Genomic DNA, 18,942 nt, shown 5'->3' with positions numbered 1-18,942 from the left:
GGGTGTTGCCGGGGGGCTGGGCGGGGGGGGGGTCCCCCCCGCCGGGGGTGAGCACGAGCTGGCCCCGCGCCTCGTGGTCGGGGGGGGGGGGGCCCCCGGGGCCCCCGGGGGGGGGGGGCCCCCCCCCCCGGGGCCGCTCGGAGAACGCGCAGCGCACCCGCCCGTCGGCGGCCGGCTGGGGGTAGACGTGGCGCAGGTTCTTGTACGACCGGTCCCGGCGCACGTCGTCCAGGGCGTCGCGCAGCCGGTGCGCGGCGGTCCGGTCGACCGCCTCTCCGACGGGCGCCGCGCGCCGCATGCGCACGGCGATGACGCCGTCGGGGTCGCCGCCGTGGTCCGGGCACGGGCAGTGCTCGGCGCACAGGTCGACGTAGTCGCAGAACTGTTCGGCGTGGCCCGAGCAGCCCTGCGCGGTTCCGTCCGCGGAGCAGGGCCCGCACCCCAGGACGCGCGTGAAGACGCGCAGGAAGGCGGCGGAGCCGAACAGCTCCCAGGCGGAGCAGTGGTGCGTGCTCACGAACTCTTCTCCCCGGGTGTTCCGGGGCCGGGTCGCTTCCCCAGCCCTCCGGAGAAGCGTGTGCGAGTACGTGAGACCTCAGGTGGCACTCCCGAGTCAACGGGAGACCAACTAACAAACTAGGACTGAGGCGACCAACTGTCAATTATCGGCCCTGGTCCCTAAGGCATATAAAACAATAGAGAAGCCCATTAAACGGACACCAGAAACACGGGTCACTGGAGCCCCAGAGGCGATCGGCGGTATGTCACTCCCGGGCCCTCATCGTCCCTGTCCGAGAGACTGCGGTGAGCCCCCCGGAAGGGGCGGGCGCGGCCGCGGGGGGCGCGCTGTGAGAGAGGAACGGAGGTCGCCGGATGCCGGTGCTCAACCTGACGCCGCATGTGGTGACAGTCGTGGACGACGAGGCGAAGGTCATCGGCACCTGGCCGGGCACGGACGACCCCGCCAGGGTCGAGGCCGAGCGGGTGCCCGTGGGCCACCTGGACGACTCCACCTGCCCGGGTCCGGTGCCGTTGATCGCCGAACGGCGCACCAGGGCCAATCTGCCCGAGCCGAAACCGGGCGTGTGGCTCATCGTCTCGTCCGTGGTCGGCTTCGCCCACCCCGAGCGCGACGACCTGTTGATCCCCTCCGACCTGGTAAGGGACAATAAAGGCGTGGTCACCGCCTGCCGTTCGTTCGTGGTCAGCGGACGGCGGCCGCGGAAACCGACCGTTTCGACCACGAGAAAAGGGGTCGGCCGAATCGACGCAACGGCAAAACGGACGTAACGGGTTCGAGTATCGCCTTCACCTACGGGATAGCGTTGACCCCCGCGAAACGAACAACGCCCCCGTGTGGAGAAGGACGCCGTGGACACTCCCCGCGTCGCCGTCGTGCTGGTCGGCCGGAACCCCACCCCGGCACTGCTGTCCTCGCTCACCCTGCCGGCCGACCGGATCGTCCTGCTGAGCAGCGACGGCACCCGCGCCCTGGCCGAACGCACGGCCGCCGCCCTGGCCAGGCTCGCCCCCGACCGCACCGTGCGGGTGGAGGGGGTGGGCCCCGACCCGCACGACCCGGCCGGGGTCGCCGCCGCCCTGGAGCGGATCCACCGCGAGCACGGCACCGCCCCCCGCCACCTCGACTACACCGGCGGCACCAAGGTCATGAGCGTGGCCGCCGCCCTGTACCGGGACGGCGGCGCGGCCGACCCGGAGGCCGCGGCTCCCCGCTGCCACTACCTCGACCCCGCCTCCGACCTGCTGCGCCCCGTCGACCCCGGCGACCCGCCGCTGCCGCTCTCCGACGACGGCATCGACCTGGGCGTCCTCGCCGGCGTCCACGGAGCGCACTGGCTCTCCGACCGCGACCCCGCGACCGTGGGCACCGCCCTGCGCGGCGGCGCCCGCGCCCTGCGCGAGGCCTTCCCCGGCCTGCACCCCACGGAGGTGCGCGGGGTCGTCGGCGAGGCCGACGTGCTGCGCCACCTGCGGCGCATCACCCGCGGCCGGGAGGGGGTGGAGGTGCTGGGGCCGCGCCGGGTCGCCGACCCGCGCCATCCCGCCGATTCCATCGCCGACTTCGACGCCCTGGTCCGTTTCCGGCACCGGGTGCTGTGCGTGGAGGTCAAGAGCGGAGCGGAGGAGGTGGTCGCCCGCGCGGGGTGGACCGTCGCCAAGGCCCGGCGCGTGTTCGGCAACGTGGCCAAGGTGCTGTTCGTGCACACCGGGCCCGCCGTGCCCGGACTGCGCGACCGCATCGCCGGGCACGGCCCCGCGCTGAGCTCCTCCCAGGTGCAGGTGTGGAGCCTGGACGACCTGCGCGCCCGCCTGACCGACGCGGAGGCGCTGCGCAGGGTGTTCTTCCCCGGACAGGCCGCCTCGGCCGCCGCGGCACCGGCCGCCCCGGCGCGGGGCGCGGAGCCCCCGGCACGGCCGGCGGTGCCCCCGGCGCCTCCCGCGCCGGTGTGCGCGGTGACCGCCGCCTCCGCGGCCCCCATCCTGGTCACCGCGCTGGGCAGCAGCCGTCTGGGCCTGCTGTCGGCCGTGCACGCCCACCGGCCCGAACGGGCGCTGCTGCTCTCCTCCCGACAGGGGGTGCGCGCGGGCGTGCGCGAGGCGGCGGCGCGCGCCCTGTACGCCGCCGAGCACCCCGGAGAGCCCGTCCCGGACGCGGACGGGCTGCGCGCCTCGGGCCACCGCGACCGCATCCGGTTCGCCGCCGACCCCGTGGACGGCTCCAGCGCCGGGGCCGTCGCCGACGCCGCGCACACCTGGATCGCGGGGATGCGCGCCGAGGACCCCGGCCGGCCGGTGGTCGTGGACGTCACCACCGGCACCAAGGCGATGAGCCTGGGCCTGGCCCTGGCCGCCCGCCGCTCGGGGGCGTGCGTCGCCTGCCAGGTGGTGCGCGACCGCAAGGTCGTGTGCCTGACCCACGGCGGCGCCGCCGTACAGGGCCGGGCGGTGGTGGACTGGTCCCTGGTCCTGGACGGGTACACCCCGCTGGCAGGGCCCCTGGCCGACGCGGTGTGCCCGCGGGGCGCCGCGCAGGTGGACGTCCCCCTGGTGGCGGCCGCCGCCGAGCACCTGGTCCGCGCGGCGAGCGGGCCGGTGGGGCTGTGGGTCGACCGCTCCCTGGCGGACCCGGAGACCGCCGACACGGCTCGGGAGCGCCCGGCACTGGTGCTCACCTTCGACGACCGGGCCCTGGGCCTGGCCGCCCCGACCTGGAGCCGCCCCGTCCGATCGGGCGCGGTCCGCAGGGTGAGCCGGGGCGCTTGGGCGCAGAGCGTCTCCGCGGCCACCGGCCACCTCAACCTGCGCTGCGACGTGGCCGGCAAGGTGATGGCGCTGACCCGGCCGGGCGGCGACGTGGGCCGGGCCGCCGAGCTGGTCGCCTGGATCACCCAGGAGGAGCCGGAGGAGGCCGGGGACCACGGCGGGGGCGGCTGGGGTTTCGGCGATCCGCAGCGGCCGGTGCTGGTGGTCGCCGACCCCGCGGCGCCGCCCCGGCTGTGGGACACCGACGCCAGCACCCTGTGAGGGGCGGCGGCCCGGGGCCGGACGTGGAGGAGACCCCGCCGTACGGCCGCTCCGCGCGACGGGGTCCCCCGGTCAGGGGGCTCTCAGGGGAGGGGGCGGCGCGGGGAGGGTACCGCCGGGCGCCGGGCGGGACCCGGCCCCGGGAGGGCCGGGCGCGTTTCGGAGGGCTCCCACAGGACCCCGGCGAAGAACACCGGCAGCCAGGTCCACAGCACCAGTGCCGCGAGCCAGGCCGCGGCGGTGGCGGCCGCGGGCGCGGAGACCGCGACGACCCCGCAGACCACCGAGACCAGGGCGCACGACCACGAGTACAGGACGGCACCGCCCCGGCCGGTGGACCGCAGCCACCCCGAGCCGCCCAGCACCGCGCGGGTCAGGGCGATCGGAGCCGCCCACCCCAGGGCGACGCGCGCCAGCGCCTTCAGCGCCGGGGCCGCCGCCTCGGTGGCCCCCGGCGACGGCGCCGCCATCGGGTCCACCGTCCACACCCCGCTCAGCAGCACGCAGGCCCCGTACACCGCGACCGAGACCGAGGTGGAGCGCTGCGACGCCCGGCCGCGCAGCGCCCGGGCCAGCCCCACCGCGCCGCCGACGGCCAGGGCACCGCACACCAGCACGGCCAGTGCCTGCGTCCAGCCCCCGCCCGAGGCGACGAACGGGTTCGCGGGCGGGGCCGCGGTGCCCGGGCCGCCCCAGGACACCTGGGCCAGCGAGAAGAGCAGCTGCGCGGGCCCCGCGGCCATACCGCAGAGCAGCAGTGAACGGGTGGTGTCCGGCCCCGGCCGGTCGTCGGCGCGCTCCGGCCGGACCGGGGTCCGTTGCGGATTCCGCGTGTTCGCGCCCATGACGGTGTCGCCCCCATCGGGAGAACGGTGTGGGAGTCGCCGGGGAGAGCCCCCGGCCTCGTCGACTGTGATCCCAGTCTCACACCCGCCACCGACAATCCGGGGACCGTCCACCGGGGATCCGGGCGGCGGAACACAGAAAATCCGGTGTACGGGGGCGCTAATGTCCCAGAAGGACACGCGTCCTCGCCGACCACACCCCTGCACACCCCCGGAGCGTCGATGACCACGCCCTCCACCGGCTTCCTCCCCCTCCTGGACGGAGACCCCGACCGCCTGGGCCCCTACCGCCTGGTGGGACGGCTCGGAGCGGGCGGCATGGGCACCGTCTACGCGGCCCTGACCCCCGACGGCACGCGGACCGCGGTCAAGACACTGCACCGCCACTACACCGCCGACCCCGAGTTCCGCGACCGGTTCGCCCGGGAGGTGGACCTGCTCACCCGGGTCCGCTCCGCCTGCGCCGTCCGCGTCCTGGCCGCCGACACCACCGGGGCCCGGCCCTGGCTGGCCACCGAGTACGCGCCCGGACCCACACTGCGCGCGCACGTGGCCGCCCGCGGGCCGCTCGGCGGCGACACCCTGCTGGCGCTGGCCGCCGGGACCGCCGAGGCGCTGCACTCCATCCACTCCGCCGGGATCGTGCACCGCGACCTCAAGCCCGACAACGTGGTGCTGTCCCCCGAGGGGCCGCGCGTGCTGGACTTCGGCATCGCCCGCGCCCTGGACGAGACGGCGCTCACCCGCACCGGCGGCGTGGTGGGCACCCCCGGCTGGCTGGCCCCCGAGCAGTACGACGGGGCGGTGCCCGCGCCCGCCGCCGACATGTTCTCCTGGGGCGCGCTGATCGCCTACGCCGCCACCGGCCGCGAGCCCTTCGGCACCGGGCCCCTCGACACCCTGGTGCACCGCACCCGGCAGGAGGAGCCCGACCTGGCGGGGGTGCCGCCGCAGCTGCTGCCGCTGGTCCGCGGCGCCCTCGACCGCAGCCCGGGGGCCCGCCCCACCGCGGCCCAGGTGATGACCGCCCTGTTGCGCGGTCCGGGAGCGGGCGGCGCGGGCGGACCCGGTCCGGCCGGCCCCGGGCACGAGCAGGAGACCCTGGCGCGGCTGCTGGCCAGCGGCTGGCGGATCGACACGCCCGTCGACCACACCCCGTGGGTCCCGCCCCGGCGCGGACGGCGCGTCTGGCCGCTGGCGGCCGCGGCCGCCGCGGTGCTGGTGCTCGTCGCCGGACTGCTCACCGCGATCGTCCCCCCGCTGCGCCAGGCCACCTGGGGCGCCCTGGCCGCCGCGACCCCGCCGCGGACCGGGACGGGGGAGGAGACCGGGGAGGGGGCCGCCGCGGAACCGGTCCCGTGCGAGCCGGACGGAGAACGGCTGGCGGCCCAGGAGGCCGTGGCCACCTGGCGGCCGTTCTCACCCGACACCATCACGGACGAGGAGTACGAGATGATGCTGGAGGCGGCCGACTCCCCGGACTCCCTCACCGTCACCGACTCCTCCGTCGAGGTGTGGCCGTTCGTCGCGCCCCTGGACCACGACACCGCCGACTTCGGCCTGGGCAACGGCGCCATCGACGGGTTCCCGGTGGCCACCGTGTGCTGGGTGTCGGCCGAGGCCGCCGCCGACGGGGTCGAGATCACCGCGAGGTTCACCTACCACCCGCACGTGGGCTCCTACACCGTCCACGCGGAGGACTTCATGGCCGTGGCGTCGCTGGACCCGGCCACCGACCCCGAGGGCCGCGACAAGGTCATCGTGCACGGCGGGGTCAACGAGGACTGGAGCGGTCCGGTCACCCCGGTCGCCACCCTGAGCCCCGACGAGCCCGTCCAGGAGGCCACCGTGCTCCTGCCCGGCGCCCCCGAGCGGGGCGGCATCGCCTACCGGCCCTCGGCGCTGTTCGGGGCGATGGTGCACGACATCAGCGGCCACTGCTACGACGTCGAGGGCACCACCGGCTGGCGCGACGACGTCCACCAGGGCAACGAGGGCTTCGCGCTGTCCGACTACCGGCCCGAGCAGAGCATGCTCACCGACTGCCCCACCTGATCCGGTCCCCGCGCCGCGGCGCCCCGCCGTCCGGACGCCCCGGTGCTTCACCGGCCCGGGCGTCCGGACGCGCCCGGCACCCGGATACCTTCGTCGTCCATAGCCGTCCCCCGAGACCCCCGAGAATCCATGACACGACTCTTCACCCACGGGCCGGTCCCGCCGGACCTGGGCCCGCTCACCCCCGAGGACCCGCGGCGGCTCGGCCCCTACCGGGTCGCGGGCCTGCTGGGCGCGGGCGGCATGGGAGCCGTCTACGCCGCCGCCGACGAGGTCGGCCGCTGCGTGGCGGTCAAGGTGATCCACGCCCACTTCGCCACCGACCCCGTCTTCCGGGCCCGGTTCGCCCGCGAGGCCGACCTGATGCGCCGGGTCGGCGGGCTGTGCACGGTGGCGGTGCGCGACGCCGACACCGGCGCCGAGAGCCCGTGGATCGCCACCGACTACGTGCCCGGGCCCACGCTGGCCGCCCGGATCCGCGACCGCGGCCCCCTGGACGAGGGCGATCTGGCCGCCTTCGCCGCGGGGACGGCGGAGGCGCTGCACGCGATCCACGGGGCCCGGGTCGTGCACCGCGACCTCAAACCCGGCAACGTGGTGCTGTCCCCCGACGGGCCGAGGGTGCTGGACTTCGGGATCGCCCGGGCGGTGGACGGCACCGCGGTCACCCGGACCGGGATGCTCATGGGCACCCCCGGGTGGACGGCGCCGGAGCTGCTGGAGGGGGCCGACCCCAGCCCCGCCTCGGACGTGTTCGCCTGGGGCGGCATGGTCGCCTACGCGGCCACCGGCCGCCCGCCGTTCGGCCGCGGCGACACCGCGGCCGTGCTGGAGCGCACCCGGAAGGAGCCGCCCGACCTGGCCGGGTTGCCCGGCTGGCTGCACGGCGTGGTGTCGGCCGCCCTGGCCAAGGACCCCGCCGCCCGGCCGAGCGCGCTGGCGGCGCTGCACGCGGTGGGCCGGGGCCGGTACGGGACCGACCCGACCCTGGTGGCGGCCGAGCCCACCGCCCTGGTCACCCGGCTGGTCGAGGGGGAGTGGTCGCCCGGGCGCGAACGGGCACCCGGGCCCGGACGCGGGCGCACCGGCCGCCGTTCGTGGTCGCCCTGGCCCACGCTCGCGGTCGCGGCCGCGGTGCTGCTGGCGGTCCCCGCGGCGGGAACGGCGGGGTACCGGCTGGGCGGCGCGCCCCCGGCGGCGGACGCCGCGCAGGCCGACCCGTCCGCAGCGGGCACCGGGGAGGCGGGAGCCGCCGCCCCGGACCCCTCCGGTGCCGCGGGCGGACAGGATCCCGACGCGGCCACCGCGCCGGTGCCCGACCCCGAGCCGTTCACCCAGGTCACCGCCGAGGACACGGCGGGGCTGGCGGCGGCGGTCGTCGGCGACTCCGCGTTCGTCTCCGAAGCCCTGGTGGTGACCCTGCGGGAGGCCGTCGCCGAGGACGGCGGGGTCCGCATCACGGGCCTGCGCACCCCCCGTTTCGCGGAGGGGCCGGTGGGGCCGATGAGCTCCACCCAGGTGGATCTGACCGCAGGGGCCCGGGGGAGCGAGATCGAGGGCGCCCTCTCCGGCCCGGGGGCCGACGACCTGGCCCCGGCCTCCGTCCCGGCCGTCTTCACCGCGTCGTTCCCCGGGGCCCCGGCGCGCGGCACGGTGGTCTTCCACCAGCGCTACACGTTCGCGCCGGGGGACTCCTACGCCGACCTGCGCCTGTGCTACGACACCGGGGCCGCGGACGGGACCGCGTTCACCGCCCCGGCCGAGGGAGAGGAGTGCCCCGCATGAGCCGAGCCCTGACCAGGTTCGCGTACCGGCTGTGGGCCCGTTCCACGGTCCTGCTGGTCGCCTCCGCGCTCGTCCTGGTGCTGGCCGCGGCGGGCGGCTACGCGGTGGCGGCGGTCGGCGCGGTGTTCACCGACCCGTCCGGCCCGCCGGACGCCGCGCCCTCCGGGGAGCCGGAGGAGGCGGTGCCGCCGAGGGTGGAGCCGGCCGACCCGGCCCTGGAGGGGCTGAACGCGCTGGTGGTGCACGGAGACGACCGGATCGTCCTGCACGTCGGCGGCACGGGGGTGTTCGGGCTGGTCGTCACCGGCGCGGAGGCGGACGCCGACGGGGTCCGGGTCACCGGCACCGCCCGCTACCACCTCGGCGAGGGCGGCTACGGGCTGCGCCCGCACCAGTTCACCCTGGGCGGGACGGCGGCCGACGGGGAGGCCTCGGAACTGCCCGCGCTCACCGCGGACGCGCCCGCGGCGCCGTTCTCCCTGGTCTTCCCGGGAGCCGGACTGCCCGAGGTGCTGGCGGTGTCGGCCCCCGAGGTCGCCACCGGCGGGATCGACGAGGCCATGCTCTGCCTGGCCGCCGACGGCGCCCCCCGGGCCGACGTGTTCGACTGCTGACCCTCACCCCGCCGACGGGGCGGCGGGCGGGGCCGGGAGCGGCGTCCCGGAGCGGTAGCGGCCCGGGGACAGGCCGAACTCGCGCTTGAAGGCGTTGGCGAACGCGAACTGCGAGGAGTAGCCGACCCGCGCGGCGATGGCGGAGATCGGATCGTCGTTCTCCTGGAGCATCCTCCCCGCCGTGGTCAGCCGCCACCAGGTCACGTACGCCAGCGGGGACAGGCCCGCCAGCGCGGTGAACCGCTTGGCGAACGCCGCCCGCGACAGGCCCGCCCGCTCGCCCAGCTCGGCCACCGTCCACGGGTGGGCCGGGTCGCTGTGCACGGCCTGCACCGCCGCGTACACGGCGGGGTCGCGCATCACCCCCAGCCAGCCCCGGGCGGCCGCGCTCCGGTTCTCCTCGATGTAGGTGCGCAGGATGTACACCAGCAGCATCTCCAGCAGGGAGGGCACGATCGCGTCCCCGCCGGGTCGGGGGCGGCCCAGCTCCGCGCCCAGCAGCTCCACCGCCGCGCCCAGCTCCGTACGGGCCCCCACCCGCGCGGGCAGGTGGACCAGCCGGGGCAGTTCCGACAGCATCGGATGCGGCCGCGCCCCGCAGGTGTGGTACGAACCGCCCAGGGTGACGCACGAGGGCCTCCCACGCCCGTCCTCCCCGACCGCGGCCGACCCGAACCGCGGCCCGGCCCCCTGCGGCCCGCACACCAGCTCGGTCACGGGGGCGCCCCGGTCCGCGCCCCGGCCGTGGGGGAGGAGGTCGCACAGGTCCCGCACGGGCGAGGCGGACTCCTCCGCCAGCACGTGCCCCTGGCCGTTGGGCAGGAACGCGATGTCGCCCACCCCCAGGTGGAGCGGCTCCCCGCCCTCCACGGTCAGCACGCAGGAGCCCTGGAGGACCACCTGGAAGCCGACGCCGGAGACCTCCGGGAAGCGCATGCCCCAGGGCGAGTGCCATTCGACGCGGGCCGCGTTGGGGCGCCCGGTCCGTACGGTGCCGATCACGTCGCTGAGCACGTCCATGCCGCCATCGTATCCCCGGAGGGTCCGGCTGTGGACGATGGAGTATAGGAACAAGCTTTTCAGGCATGGGAAGTCTCGCCCGTGCTTCTTAGTGTTGGGTCCGAACCCGAACACGAAGGAGTCCTGCCATGACCGCCGCACCCGTCGCCGCCCCGACCCGTTCCTCCTGGCCGCCCCGCCTGGCGGCCGTCGCCGCCGTGGCCGTCGCCAACGCCCTGCTGGCCCTGGTCGCGCCCCTGCTGGGCGCGGACCTGGTGGTCGCCCCGCCGGGCCAGGACCCCGCGGCGGTCTCCGCCGGCGCCTTCGCGGTGTTCAGCGCGGGCTTCGGGCTCCTGGGCTGGGGTGTGCTGGCCCTGGGCGAGCGCCTCCTGGGGCGCCGGGGGCTGGTGGTCTGGACGGTGGCGGCGGTCCTGGTCACGCTGCTGATGGTGGTGCCGCCGCTGTCCGCGGGGGGCACGGCCGCCACCACCGTCGTGCTGGAGCTGTCCCACCTGGTGGTCGCGGCCGGGGTGATCCCGGTCTTCTGGAAGTCCTCCCCGACCTCCTGAGCGGCCGTCGGGAGGGCCGGCGCCCCCGGCCGCCGGCCCTCCCGGACGTGCCGCGGCGCGGCACGTCCGGCGGAGCCCCCGCCCCGGCGAGGTGGAGCGGGCGCTGACCCCGCCCGTGCCGCGCTCCGGGCAGCGGTGCAGGACGGCTCCTGGCGCGGGCGCCCGGTGGAGCTTCCGGTTTCCGGCGGGTCGGTGGTCGGCCCCGCTTGTGTCACGCTCCGGGGACGGTGCGGGAAGGCTCCTGGTGCGGGTGCCCAGGGGAGCCCCCGCCCCCGGGGACCGGTGGTCGGCCCCGGCGGGGGCCGGCGGCGGTTCAGTCGGGGTCGGGGGACCCACGGCGGGCCCGGCGCTCGGCCAGGTCGGCGCGGGCGGCCGCCCGGCGCAGGTGGCGGAGCACCGCGAGGGTGCTCAGGGTGAACACCACGGCGCCCAGCAGGAGGGGCAGGCGCAGGTCCAGCCGGGCCAGGAGACCGCCGAGCAGGGCGCCCACGGGCACCATTCCCAGGCCGAGCATGCGGCGCACGCTCATCACCCGCCCCAACAGGCCCGACGGGACGATCTGCTGGACGATCCCGCCGGACAGCACCCCCGCCACGGCGCTCGCCCCGGCGAGCACCGCCCAGGCGGCGGCCCCGATCCACGGCGACCCGGTGGCGGCCGCGACCACCACGGCGCACACCGCCTGGAGCAGGTAGCCGCCCGTGACGGCGGCGAACCGGCCGACGCGGGCGGCGAGCCCGGCGGCCAGCAGGGCCCCGGTCAGCGCCCCCACCGCGCCGACCGCCAGGAACACCCCGAACAGCGGCGCCGGCACCCCGAGGTGGTCGCGGACCACCAGTACGAGCACCGCCGCCTGGGCCCCCGCGGCCAGGTTCACCGCCGTGGAGAACACGACGAGCGCCCGCAGCGCCCGGTCGCCGTACACGAACCGCAGCCCCTCGCCGATGTCGGCGCGCAGCGACCCGCGCCCGGCGGCCTCGCGCGCCTGCGCGGCGGCGGGCCGCCGGGCGGCGGAGGGCAGCCCCATCAGGATCAGCGCTCCGAGCAGGTAGGCGCCGGAGTTCACCGCCAGGGGCAGCGCCGCCGCCACCGCGAACAGGAACCCGGCCAGCGGAGCGCCCACGAAGTCCTGCGCGGTCTCCTGGGAGGCCGTCAGCCTCCCGTTGGCCCGGTCCACCGCCCCCGGCGCCAGGGCCGGGAGCATCGCGCGCCCCGACAGGTCGTAGACGATCTCGCAGCACATCACCGTGAACATCACGGCGTAGAGCCAGCCGACACCGGCCCGGTCCAGGGCGACGAGCGCGGCCAGGGCGGCCACGGCCCCCGCCCGGAGCAGGTTGGCGGCGACCATCGCCCGGCCGCGGTCGACCCGGTCCACCAGGGCGCCGCCCACCAGTCCGAACAGCAGCCAGGGCAGGTACCGGGCCGCCGTCAGCCCCGCCACGGCGAGGGGGTCGTCGGTCAGGGCCACGGCCAGCAGCGGGAGGGCGGTCAGCATGACCCCGTCGGCCAGGTTGCTCGCCAGGGAGCCGGCCCAGAAGCGGTGGAAGGCGGCGCTCAGACGGGGCGGGGCCTGGTCGGCGGGCACGGGGGCTCCTCGTCGGGCGGACCGGTCGGCGGGAGCCGGTGCGGGCGTCGGCCGGGCCCGGCCCCCGGGGGCGTGTGCTCAGCGGAGCATAGCCCGCCGACGGGCCCCGGCGCCCCCCGCGGCCGGTTCCGGACACGGCGGAGGGGGCCGGCCGCGCCGGCCCCCTCCGGGTACCTCCTACAGACGGGCGGCGGCCGCCTCGTCGATCCAGAACACGGTCCTGTCGGTGCCGCGGGCCGCGGCGACCGGCGCCTCGTTCGGGTCGGCGCCGGAGAGGCCCAGGCGCACCGCCTCGGCCTTCGACTCGCCGGAGGCCAGGAGCCAGACCTGCCGCGAGCTGTTGATCGACGGCAGGGTCAGGGTGATCCGGGTCGGCGGCGGCTTGGGCGAGTCGTGCACCGGGGCCGTCGCCGCCTCGTCCTCGCCGATCTGCGGCAGGCCGGGGAACAGCGAGGCGATGTGCGCGTCCGGCCCCACGCCCAGCAGGCACACGTCGAAGGCCGGCACCGGGCCTCGGCCGCGGGCCGCCACCGCCAGCTCCCGGGAGTAGCGGGTCGCCGCGTGCGCCGCGTGGTCGCCGTCCATACCGTCGGCGGCGGGCATCGGGTGGACCTGCGTGGCCGGGATGTCGATCGCGTCGATCAGGGCCGCGCAGGCCTGCGTCTCGTTGCGGTCCGGGTGCCCGGCGGGCAGGAACCGCTCGTCGCCCCACCAGAGGTGCACGTGCGACCAGCCGATGCCGGACTCGGCCGCGTGGTCGCGGACGGCTTCGAGGGCGGCGATGCCGATCCCGCCCCCGGTCAGGACGAGGTGGAACGCGCGCCCGTCGGCCTCCGCGCGCACGATCTCGTCGACCAGCCGCAGCGCGACGTCCTCGGCGAGGGCCTTGGCGTCGGCGTGCCGGACGATCTGCGGTGTGCTCATACTGCGCTCCCCGTGGGCAGCGACCCCAGGTGGCGGGCCGCGGCCTCGTAGATCTCGTCGGCGTCCAGGCGGCGCAGCTCCTCGGCCAGGGCCTGGGCCGCGCCGCGCCGGGCCAGAGCCACCGTCTGGTCCGGCTGGCCGAAGCGCGACAGGGTGGCGGTGCGGCCGTCGGCCCGGGAGATCGCGATGTCCCCCTGGTCGGTGATCAACCGCACCTCGGTCAGCCCGGGCCCGTGCGAGGTCTCGCGCTCCACGGGCACCTCCAGCCGCTCCGAGAGCCACGCCGCCAGCAGTTCGGCGCTCGGGTAGTGCGACTCGGCCGTCACCTTGGCCGAGGTGACCCACCCGCACGGCTGGTCCATGGCGCTGGCCAGCAGCGAGCGCCACGGGGTCAGCCGGGTCCAGGTCAGGTCCGTGTCACCCGGACTGTAGTGGGACACCCGCTCCACGAGGTCCCGCAACGGGTCCGGGGCGCGCAAAGCGTCGGTGATCCTTCGTTGGGCCAGGCGGCCGACCGGGTCCTGCGACGGGTCGGCGGGACCGGCGCCCGGCCACCACACGACCACGGGGGCGTCCGGCACCAGGAGCGGGGTGACCACCGAGTCGGGGTGCTCGCCCAGCGGACCGTAGAGCCGCAGCAGCAGCGCCTCACCGGGCCCGGCGGTGCCCGGGCGGCGGATCTCGGCGTCGATGGCGGGCTCGGCCTCCGGGTCGCGGCGGATCAGCGCGATCACCCGGGAGGGGTGTTCGAGCCCGGCCTCGGTGGCGGCCCGCACCGCGTCGTAGTGGTCGGCCTCGTCGGTGACGATGATCAGGGTGAGCACCATGTTCATCGCGCCGCCGCCGACGCTGAGCCGCTCGGACATGAGCGCCTCGGCGATCTGGGCGGTGGTGGTGCGCGGCAGGTAGAGGGTCATCGGTTCCTCCCGACGTGGTCGTTGCCGGTCACGGACGCCGCCACTGGCGGCCGTCGCGGGCGAGGAGGAGCTCGGCCGACTCCGGGCCCCAGGTGCCCGACCCGTACTGCTCGGGGCGGCCCTCCTTGGCCCAGAACTCCTCGACGGGGTCGAGGATCCGCCAGGACAGCTCCACCTCCTCCTGGCGCGGGAACAGCGGCGGGTCGCCGATGAGCACGTCCAGGATGAGGCGCTCGTACGCCTCCGGGCTGGCCTCGGTGAACGACTGGCCGTACGCGAAGTCCATGCTGACGTCGCGCACCTCCATGCTGGCGCCGGGCACCTTGGACCCGAAGCGCAGCGTCACGCCCTCGTCGGGCTGGATGCGCAGCACCAGGGCGTTCTGCCCCAGCTCGCTGATGTCGCTGCGCGGGAACAGCTGCTGGGGCGCGGCCTGGAACACCAGGGCCACCTCCGTGACCCGTCGCCCGAGCCGCTTGCCGGTGCGCAGGTAGAACGGCACCCCCGCCCAGCGGCGGGTGTTGACGGCCAGCTTCAGCGCCGCGTAGGTCTCGGTGACGGAGTCGGCGGGGATGCCGTCCTCCTCCAGGTAGCCGCGCACCGCCGCGCCGCCCTGCCAGCCGGTCGCGTACTGGCCGCGCGCGGTCCCGGTCTCCAGGTCCTCGGGCAGCGACACCGCCGCCAGCACCTTCTCCTTCTCGTTGCGGATGGCGTCGGCGTCGTAGGAGATGGGCTCCTCCATCGCCACCAGCGCCAGCAGCTGGAGCAGGTGGTTCTGGATGACGTCGCGCGCCGCGCCGATGCCGTCGTAGTAGCCCGCGCGGCCGCCCACGCCGATGTCCTCGGCCATGGTGATCTGCACGTGGTCGACGTACCCGCGGTTCCACAGGGGCTCGAACAGGGTGTTGGCGAACCGCAGCGCCAGGATGTTCTGGACGGTCTCCTTGCCCAGGTAGTGGTCGATGCGGAACACCGACGACGGCGGGAACACGTCGTCCACCACCGCGTTGAGCTCCTGGGCGCTGCGCAGGTCGTGGCCGAACGGCTTCTCGATGACCACCCGGCGCCAGGGGCGCACCCCCTCCGGGCCGGCCTCGGGGGGCTCGGCCAGCCCCGACCGCTTGAGCTGCTTGACCACGGTCGGGAACAGCTTGGGCGGCAGGGACAGGTAGAACGCGTAGTTGCCGCCGGTGCCGCGGGCGGCGTCCAGCTCGCGGACGGTGTCGGCGAGCCGGTCGAAGGCGTCGTCGTCGTCCAGTTCGCCCTGGACGAACCGGACGCCCTCGCTCAGTTGGCGCCACACGTCCTCGCGGAACGGGGTGCGCGCGTGCTCGCGCACCGCCTCGTAGGCCTGCACGGCGAAGTCCTGGTGCTCCCAGTCGCGGCGGGCGAAGCCGACCAGGCCGAAGCCCGGCGGCAGCATCCCGCGGTTGGCGAGGTCGTAGATGGCGGGAAGGAGTTTCTTTCGGGCCAGGTCGCCCGTGACGCCGAACAGCACCAGGACGCTGGGCCCGGCGATGCGCGGCAGTCTTCGGTCGAGGACGCTGCGGAGCGGGTTGGGCACCGCTCCCGGCATCACCGGTTCTTTCACGGTTCTCGCTCTTCCTGTCGAGAGTGGCCGGCGGGTTGTGACGCGTACCGCCCGCGCCCCGGCTCGGGGCGCGGGCGGGATGCCGTGGCCGTACGGGTCAGGCGGCCGACTCCAGCTTGGCGGAGAGCCCCTCCAGAAGGCTCTTCCAGGAGTCGATGAACTTGGTCACGCCCTCCTCCTCCAGGAGGCCGAACACCTCGGTGAGGTTCACACCGGCGTCCTCCAGGGCGGCGAAGTCGGCGCGGGCGCGGTCGTAGGTGCCCAGCACCGTGTTGCCGGTGACGTCGGCGTGGTCGGCGGTCGCGTCCAGGGTCGCCTGCGGCATCGTGTTGACGGTGCCGCGCGCCACCAGCTCGGTGACGTAGGCGGTGTCCGGGTAGGCGGGGTCCTTGACGCCGGTGGACGCCCACAGCGGTCGCTGCGGGGTGGCGCCCAGCGCCTCCAGGGCCTTCCACTCGGCGCTGGAGAAGACCTCCTCGTAGGCCTGGTAGGCCAGCCGGGCGTTGGCGATCGCGGCCCTGCCCAGCAGCGCCTTCGCCTCGTCGGTGCCGATGGCCTTGAGACGCTTGTCGACCTCGCTGTCCACCCGGCTGACGAAGAAGGAGGCCACCGACTGGATACGGGTCAGGTCGTGGCCGTTGTCCCTGGCCAGCTCCAGGCCCTCCAGGAAGGCGTCCATCACCTGGCGGTAGCGGGCCAGGGAGAAGATCAGCGTGACGTTGACGCTGATGCCCAGCCCCAGCACGCGGGTGATGGCGGGCAGGCCCTCGGCGGTCGCCGGGATCTTGATCATCAGGTTGGGCCGGTCCACCAGCCACCACAGGGCCTTGGCCTCGGCGACCGTGCGCTCGGTGTCGCGGGCCAGGCGCGGGTCGACCTCCAGGGAGACCCGGCCGTCGACGCGGTCGGTGGCGTCGTAGACGGGGCGCAGGGTGTCGGCGGCCCAGCGGATGTCGTAGGCGGTCAGGAGGCGGACGGCCTCGTCCACGGCCACGCCGCGGCGGGCCAGTTCGGCCACCTGCTCGTCGTAGGCGTCGCCCTCGGCGAGGGCCTTGTCGAAGATGGTCGGGTTGGAGGTGACCCCGGTCACGTTGTGCGTGGACATCAGGGAGGCCAGGTTCCCGGTGCGCAGGCGTTCGCGGCTGATGTCGTCCAGCCACACGGAAACGCCCGCGTCGGCCAGGGCCTCAAGCGGCTTGCTCATGGTGTGTGCGCCTTTCCTCTCGCGGGGAGTGCGGGCCCCGCCGGACGGTTCCGGCGGGGCCCGCGACGTCAGCGTCCGGCCTTGGCGGCGCTGGTACGGACAGCGGCGACGACGGCCTCGGCGGTGATGCCGAACTTCTCGTACAGAGTCTGGTAAGGCGCGGAGGCCCCGAAGTGTTCCAGGGACACCGACTCGCCCGCGTCGCCGACGTAGGCGCGCCAGCCCAGGGCGATCCCGGCCTCCACGGACACGCGGGTGCGCACCGAGGACGGCAGGACCTCCTCGCGGTACTCCGGGCTCTGCTCCTCGAACCACTCCACGCACGGCATCGACACCACGCGGGTGGGGGTGCCGTCGGCCTCCAGCTCGGTGCGGGCGGCCAGGGCCAGCTGCACCTCGCTGCCGGTGGCGATGATGATCGCCGCGGGGGTGCCGCCGGTGGCCTCGGCGAGGATGTAGCCGCCCTTGGCGGCGCCCTCGGCCGGGGCGTACTCGGAGCGGTCCACGACCGGCACGTTCTGGCGGGTCAGCGCCAGGGCGGCCGGGCGGTCGGAGGTCTCCAGGACGCGGCGCCAGACCACGGCGGTCTCGTTGGCGTCGCCCGGGCGGACCACGTCCAGGCCCGGGATGGCGCGCAGCGACCACAGGTGCTCGACCGGCTGGTGGGTGGGGCCGTCCTCGCCCAGGCCGATGGAGTCGTGCGTCCACACGTAGGTGACCGGCAGCTTCATGAGCGCGGCCAGGCGCACCGACGGGCGCATGTAGTCGCTGAAGACCAGGAAGGTGCCGCCGTAGGGGCGGGTCGGGCCGTGCAGGGCGATGCCGTTGAGGATCGAGCCCATGCCGTGCTCGCGGACGCCGAAGTGCAGCACCCGGCCGTACGGGTTGCCCGGGAACATGCTGCTGGACCGGTCGAAGGGCAGGAACGAGGGCTCGCCCTTGGGCGTGGTGTTGTTGGACCCGGCCAGGTCGGCGGAGCCGCCCCACAGCTCGGGCAGCACCGGGGCGACCGCGCTCAGGACCGCGCCGCTGGCGCTGCGGGTGGCCACGCCCTTCTCGCTGGGCTCCCAGGTCGGCAGGGACTCCTCCCAGCCCTCCGGCAGCTTGCCGGACTGGAGCCGGTCGAAGAGCTCGCCGCGCTCGCCCGCGCCGCGCCGCCAGGCCTGGAAGTGGCCCTCCCACTCGGTGCGGGCGGTGCGGCCCCGGTCCAGGGCCTTGCGGGTGTGCTCGATGACGGCCTCGTCGACGTGGAACGGCTCGTCGGTCAGGCCGAGGATCTCCTTGGTGGCGCTGATCTCGTCGGGGCCCATGGCCGCGCCGTGGATCGCGCCGGTGTTCTGCTTGTTGGGCGCGGGCCAGCCGATGACGGTCCGCAGGCGGATGAAGGTCGGGCGCTCGGTTTCGGCGTTGCCCCGCCGGATCGCCTCGAACAGGGCCGGCACGTCCTCGACGTACTCCCCGGTGGCGGTCCAGTCGACCTCCTCGACGTGCCAGCCGTAGGCGCGGTAGCGCTCGGCCACGTCCTCGGTGTGGGCGACGCGGGTGTCGTCCTCGATGGAGATCCGGTTGTCGTCCCAGATCAGGGTGAGGTTGCCCAGCTTCTGGGTGCCGGCCAGGGCGCTGGCCTCGTGGCTCACGCCCTCCTGCACGTCGCCGTCGGAGCAGATGGCGTAGACGTGGTGGTCGAAGGGGCTGGTGCCGGGACCGGCCTCGGGGTTGAACAGGCCGCGCTCGCGGCGGGCCGCCATGGCCATGCCGACGGCGTTGCCGACGCCCTGGCCGAGGGGGCCGGTGGTGGTCTCCACGCCGGGGGTGTGGCCGAACTCGGGGTGCCCCGGCGTGAGGCTGTCCCACTGGCGCAGCGACCGGAGGTCGTCCAGGCCCAGGCCGTAGCCGGCCAGGTAGAGCTGGATGTACAGAGTCAGGCTGGAGTGGCCGGCGGAGAGCACGAAGCGGTCGCGGCCCACCCACTCGGGGGCGGCCGGGTCGTGCCGCATGACCTTCTGGAACAGCAGGTAGGCGGCCGGGGCCAGGCTCATCGCGGTGCCGGGGTGTCCGTTACCCGACTTCTCTACGGCGTCCATCGCCAGGGCGCGGACCGTGTCGACGGCGCGGCGGTCGAGGTCCGACCACTCCAGGGCCTGCGGGGTGTGGGCGTTCACGGACTCTCGTTTCTCCTTCTCGGGCACGTCCCTCGGGCGCGGGCGTGCGGTCGGTGTCGCATCGGTCGCCGGCACCGTCGCCGGGCATCCCCGACGGCCCCCGCCGGGGCGGGGCGTCAGGGGGAGCGCGGGGGTGACGTGCG

At 75.7% G+C, this 18,942-nt stretch carries 14 protein-coding genes and 1 pseudogene; 6 read left to right on the top strand and 9 right to left on the bottom strand.

What is annotated here, in order from left to right; all coding sequences use genetic code 11:
• A pseudogene (locus tag ABZ249_RS27625) lies at positions 1-517 on the bottom strand (hypothetical protein); the annotation flags it as partial.
• A gap of 356 nt (positions 518-873) precedes the next feature.
• On the opposite strand from ABZ249_RS27625, the gene ABZ249_RS27620 reads away from it, so the two are divergent.
• Together ABZ249_RS27620 and ABZ249_RS27615 are read left to right on the top strand one after the other, a co-directional pair.
• Complete coding sequence (locus ABZ249_RS27620) at positions 874-1,290, top strand: hypothetical protein (protein ID WP_355268664.1); 417 nt, start codon at positions 874-876, stop codon at positions 1,288-1,290.
• An 81-nt stretch (positions 1,291-1,371) separates the two neighbouring features.
• Positions 1,372-3,546: a CRISPR-associated protein gene (locus tag ABZ249_RS27615; RefSeq protein ID WP_355268662.1), complete on the top strand. Its 2,175-nt coding sequence runs from the start codon at positions 1,372-1,374 to the stop codon at positions 3,544-3,546.
• 83 nt (positions 3,547-3,629) lie between these two features.
• Here the strand turns inward: ABZ249_RS27615 and ABZ249_RS27610 are convergent, their stop codons facing one another.
• A complete protein-coding gene (locus ABZ249_RS27610; RefSeq protein WP_355268660.1) occupies positions 3,630-4,391 on the bottom strand; it encodes a hypothetical protein in 762 nt (253 codons plus the stop codon).
• A gap of 222 nt (positions 4,392-4,613) precedes the next feature.
• Between ABZ249_RS27610 and ABZ249_RS27605 the strand changes: the two genes are divergently transcribed.
• The 3 genes from ABZ249_RS27605 to ABZ249_RS27595 all read left to right on the top strand — a co-directional run bounded on the left by ABZ249_RS27605 (position 4,614) and on the right by ABZ249_RS27595 (position 8,845).
• Positions 4,614-6,446 carry a serine/threonine-protein kinase gene (locus tag ABZ249_RS27605; RefSeq protein WP_355268658.1) on the top strand — a complete coding sequence of 611 codons (1,833 nt, stop codon included), beginning with the start codon at positions 4,614-4,616 and terminating at the stop codon, positions 6,444-6,446.
• A 129-nt stretch (positions 6,447-6,575) separates the two neighbouring features.
• On the top strand, positions 6,576-8,231 hold the full coding sequence (locus ABZ249_RS27600) for a serine/threonine-protein kinase (protein ID WP_355268656.1): 1,656 nt from the start codon (positions 6,576-6,578) through the stop codon (positions 8,229-8,231).
• Entirely contained in the window at positions 8,228-8,845 is a 618-nt protein-coding gene (locus tag ABZ249_RS27595; protein ID WP_355268654.1) for a hypothetical protein, read from the top strand. Before ABZ249_RS27600 ends, ABZ249_RS27595 begins: the two co-directional genes overlap by 4 nt.
• Positions 8,846-8,848: 3 nt before the next feature.
• On the opposite strand, the gene ABZ249_RS27590 is transcribed toward ABZ249_RS27595, so the two are convergent.
• On the bottom strand, positions 8,849-9,865 hold the full coding sequence (locus ABZ249_RS27590; protein WP_355268652.1) for an AraC family transcriptional regulator: 1,017 nt from the start codon (positions 9,863-9,865) through the stop codon (positions 8,849-8,851).
• 128 nt (positions 9,866-9,993) lie between these two features.
• Here ABZ249_RS27590 and ABZ249_RS27585 point away from each other — a divergent pair, with 128 nt between their 5' ends.
• Positions 9,994-10,413 carry a DUF6069 family protein gene (locus ABZ249_RS27585; protein WP_355268650.1) on the top strand — a complete coding sequence of 140 codons (420 nt, stop codon included), beginning with the start codon at positions 9,994-9,996 and terminating at the stop codon, positions 10,411-10,413.
• A 313-nt stretch (positions 10,414-10,726) separates the two neighbouring features.
• Here ABZ249_RS27585 and ABZ249_RS27580 read toward each other — a convergent pair whose 3' ends face one another.
• From ABZ249_RS27580 to tkt, 6 genes are all read right to left on the bottom strand, one after another.
• Positions 10,727-12,001 carry an MFS transporter gene (locus ABZ249_RS27580; protein WP_355268648.1) on the bottom strand — a complete coding sequence of 425 codons (1,275 nt, stop codon included), beginning with the start codon at positions 11,999-12,001 and terminating at the stop codon, positions 10,727-10,729.
• Positions 12,002-12,178: 177 nt separating this feature from the next.
• On the bottom strand, positions 12,179-12,925 hold the full coding sequence (pgl, locus tag ABZ249_RS27575; protein ID WP_355268646.1) for a 6-phosphogluconolactonase: 747 nt from the start codon (positions 12,923-12,925) through the stop codon (positions 12,179-12,181).
• Positions 12,922-13,842, bottom strand: coding sequence for a glucose-6-phosphate dehydrogenase assembly protein OpcA (locus tag ABZ249_RS27570; protein WP_220560054.1), 921 nt, complete (start codon positions 13,840-13,842; stop codon positions 12,922-12,924). The genes pgl and ABZ249_RS27570 overlap by 4 nt, the downstream gene beginning before the upstream one ends.
• Positions 13,843-13,870: 28 nt before the next feature.
• The gene (gene zwf / locus ABZ249_RS27565; RefSeq protein WP_355268672.1) at positions 13,871-15,418 is read right to left on the bottom strand and encodes a glucose-6-phosphate dehydrogenase; all 1,548 of its coding nucleotides are present in this window, start codon (positions 15,416-15,418) and stop codon (positions 13,871-13,873) included.
• Between the two features lie 112 nt (positions 15,419-15,530).
• Positions 15,531-16,637, bottom strand: a complete 1,107-nt coding sequence (gene tal / locus ABZ249_RS27560) for a transaldolase (RefSeq protein WP_355268644.1) — start codon at positions 16,635-16,637, stop codon at positions 15,531-15,533.
• Positions 16,638-16,705: 68 nt separating this feature from the next.
• A complete protein-coding gene (gene tkt / locus ABZ249_RS27555; protein ID WP_355268642.1) occupies positions 16,706-18,799 on the bottom strand; it encodes a transketolase in 2,094 nt (697 codons plus the stop codon).
• Positions 18,800-18,942 lie beyond the last annotated feature (143 nt).

This window comes from Nocardiopsis sp. NPDC006139, from assembly GCF_040614155.1.
Lineage (GTDB): Bacteria > Actinomycetota > Actinomycetes > Streptosporangiales > Streptosporangiaceae > Nocardiopsis > Nocardiopsis changdeensis.
This window is presented reverse-complemented; position numbering and strand designations above follow the sequence as displayed.

Bases quoted from the DNA above. Each gene is read 5' to 3' on its own strand.
- tal (WP_355268644.1), bottom strand. From the start codon at position 16,637: ATGAGCAAGCCGCTTGAGGCCCTGGCCGACGCGGGCGTTTCCGTGTGG.
- ABZ249_RS27600 (WP_355268656.1), top strand. From the start codon at position 6,576: ATGACACGACTCTTCACCCACGGGCCGGTCCCGCCGGACCTGGGCCCG.
- ABZ249_RS27585 (WP_355268650.1), top strand. From the start codon at position 9,994: ATGACCGCCGCACCCGTCGCCGCCCCGACCCGTTCCTCCTGGCCGCCC.
- ABZ249_RS27610 (WP_355268660.1), bottom strand. From the start codon at position 4,391: ATGGGCGCGAACACGCGGAATCCGCAACGGACCCCGGTCCGGCCGGAG.
- zwf (WP_355268672.1), bottom strand. From the start codon at position 15,418: ATGCCGGGAGCGGTGCCCAACCCGCTCCGCAGCGTCCTCGACCGAAGA.
- pgl (WP_355268646.1), bottom strand. From the start codon at position 12,925: ATGAGCACACCGCAGATCGTCCGGCACGCCGACGCCAAGGCCCTCGCC.
- ABZ249_RS27570 (WP_220560054.1), bottom strand. From the start codon at position 13,842: ATGACCCTCTACCTGCCGCGCACCACCACCGCCCAGATCGCCGAGGCG.
- ABZ249_RS27590 (WP_355268652.1), bottom strand. From the start codon at position 9,865: ATGGACGTGCTCAGCGACGTGATCGGCACCGTACGGACCGGGCGCCCC.
- ABZ249_RS27595 (WP_355268654.1), top strand. From the start codon at position 8,228: ATGAGCCGAGCCCTGACCAGGTTCGCGTACCGGCTGTGGGCCCGTTCC.
- ABZ249_RS27605 (WP_355268658.1), top strand. From the start codon at position 4,614: ATGACCACGCCCTCCACCGGCTTCCTCCCCCTCCTGGACGGAGACCCC.
- ABZ249_RS27620 (WP_355268664.1), top strand. From the start codon at position 874: ATGCCGGTGCTCAACCTGACGCCGCATGTGGTGACAGTCGTGGACGAC.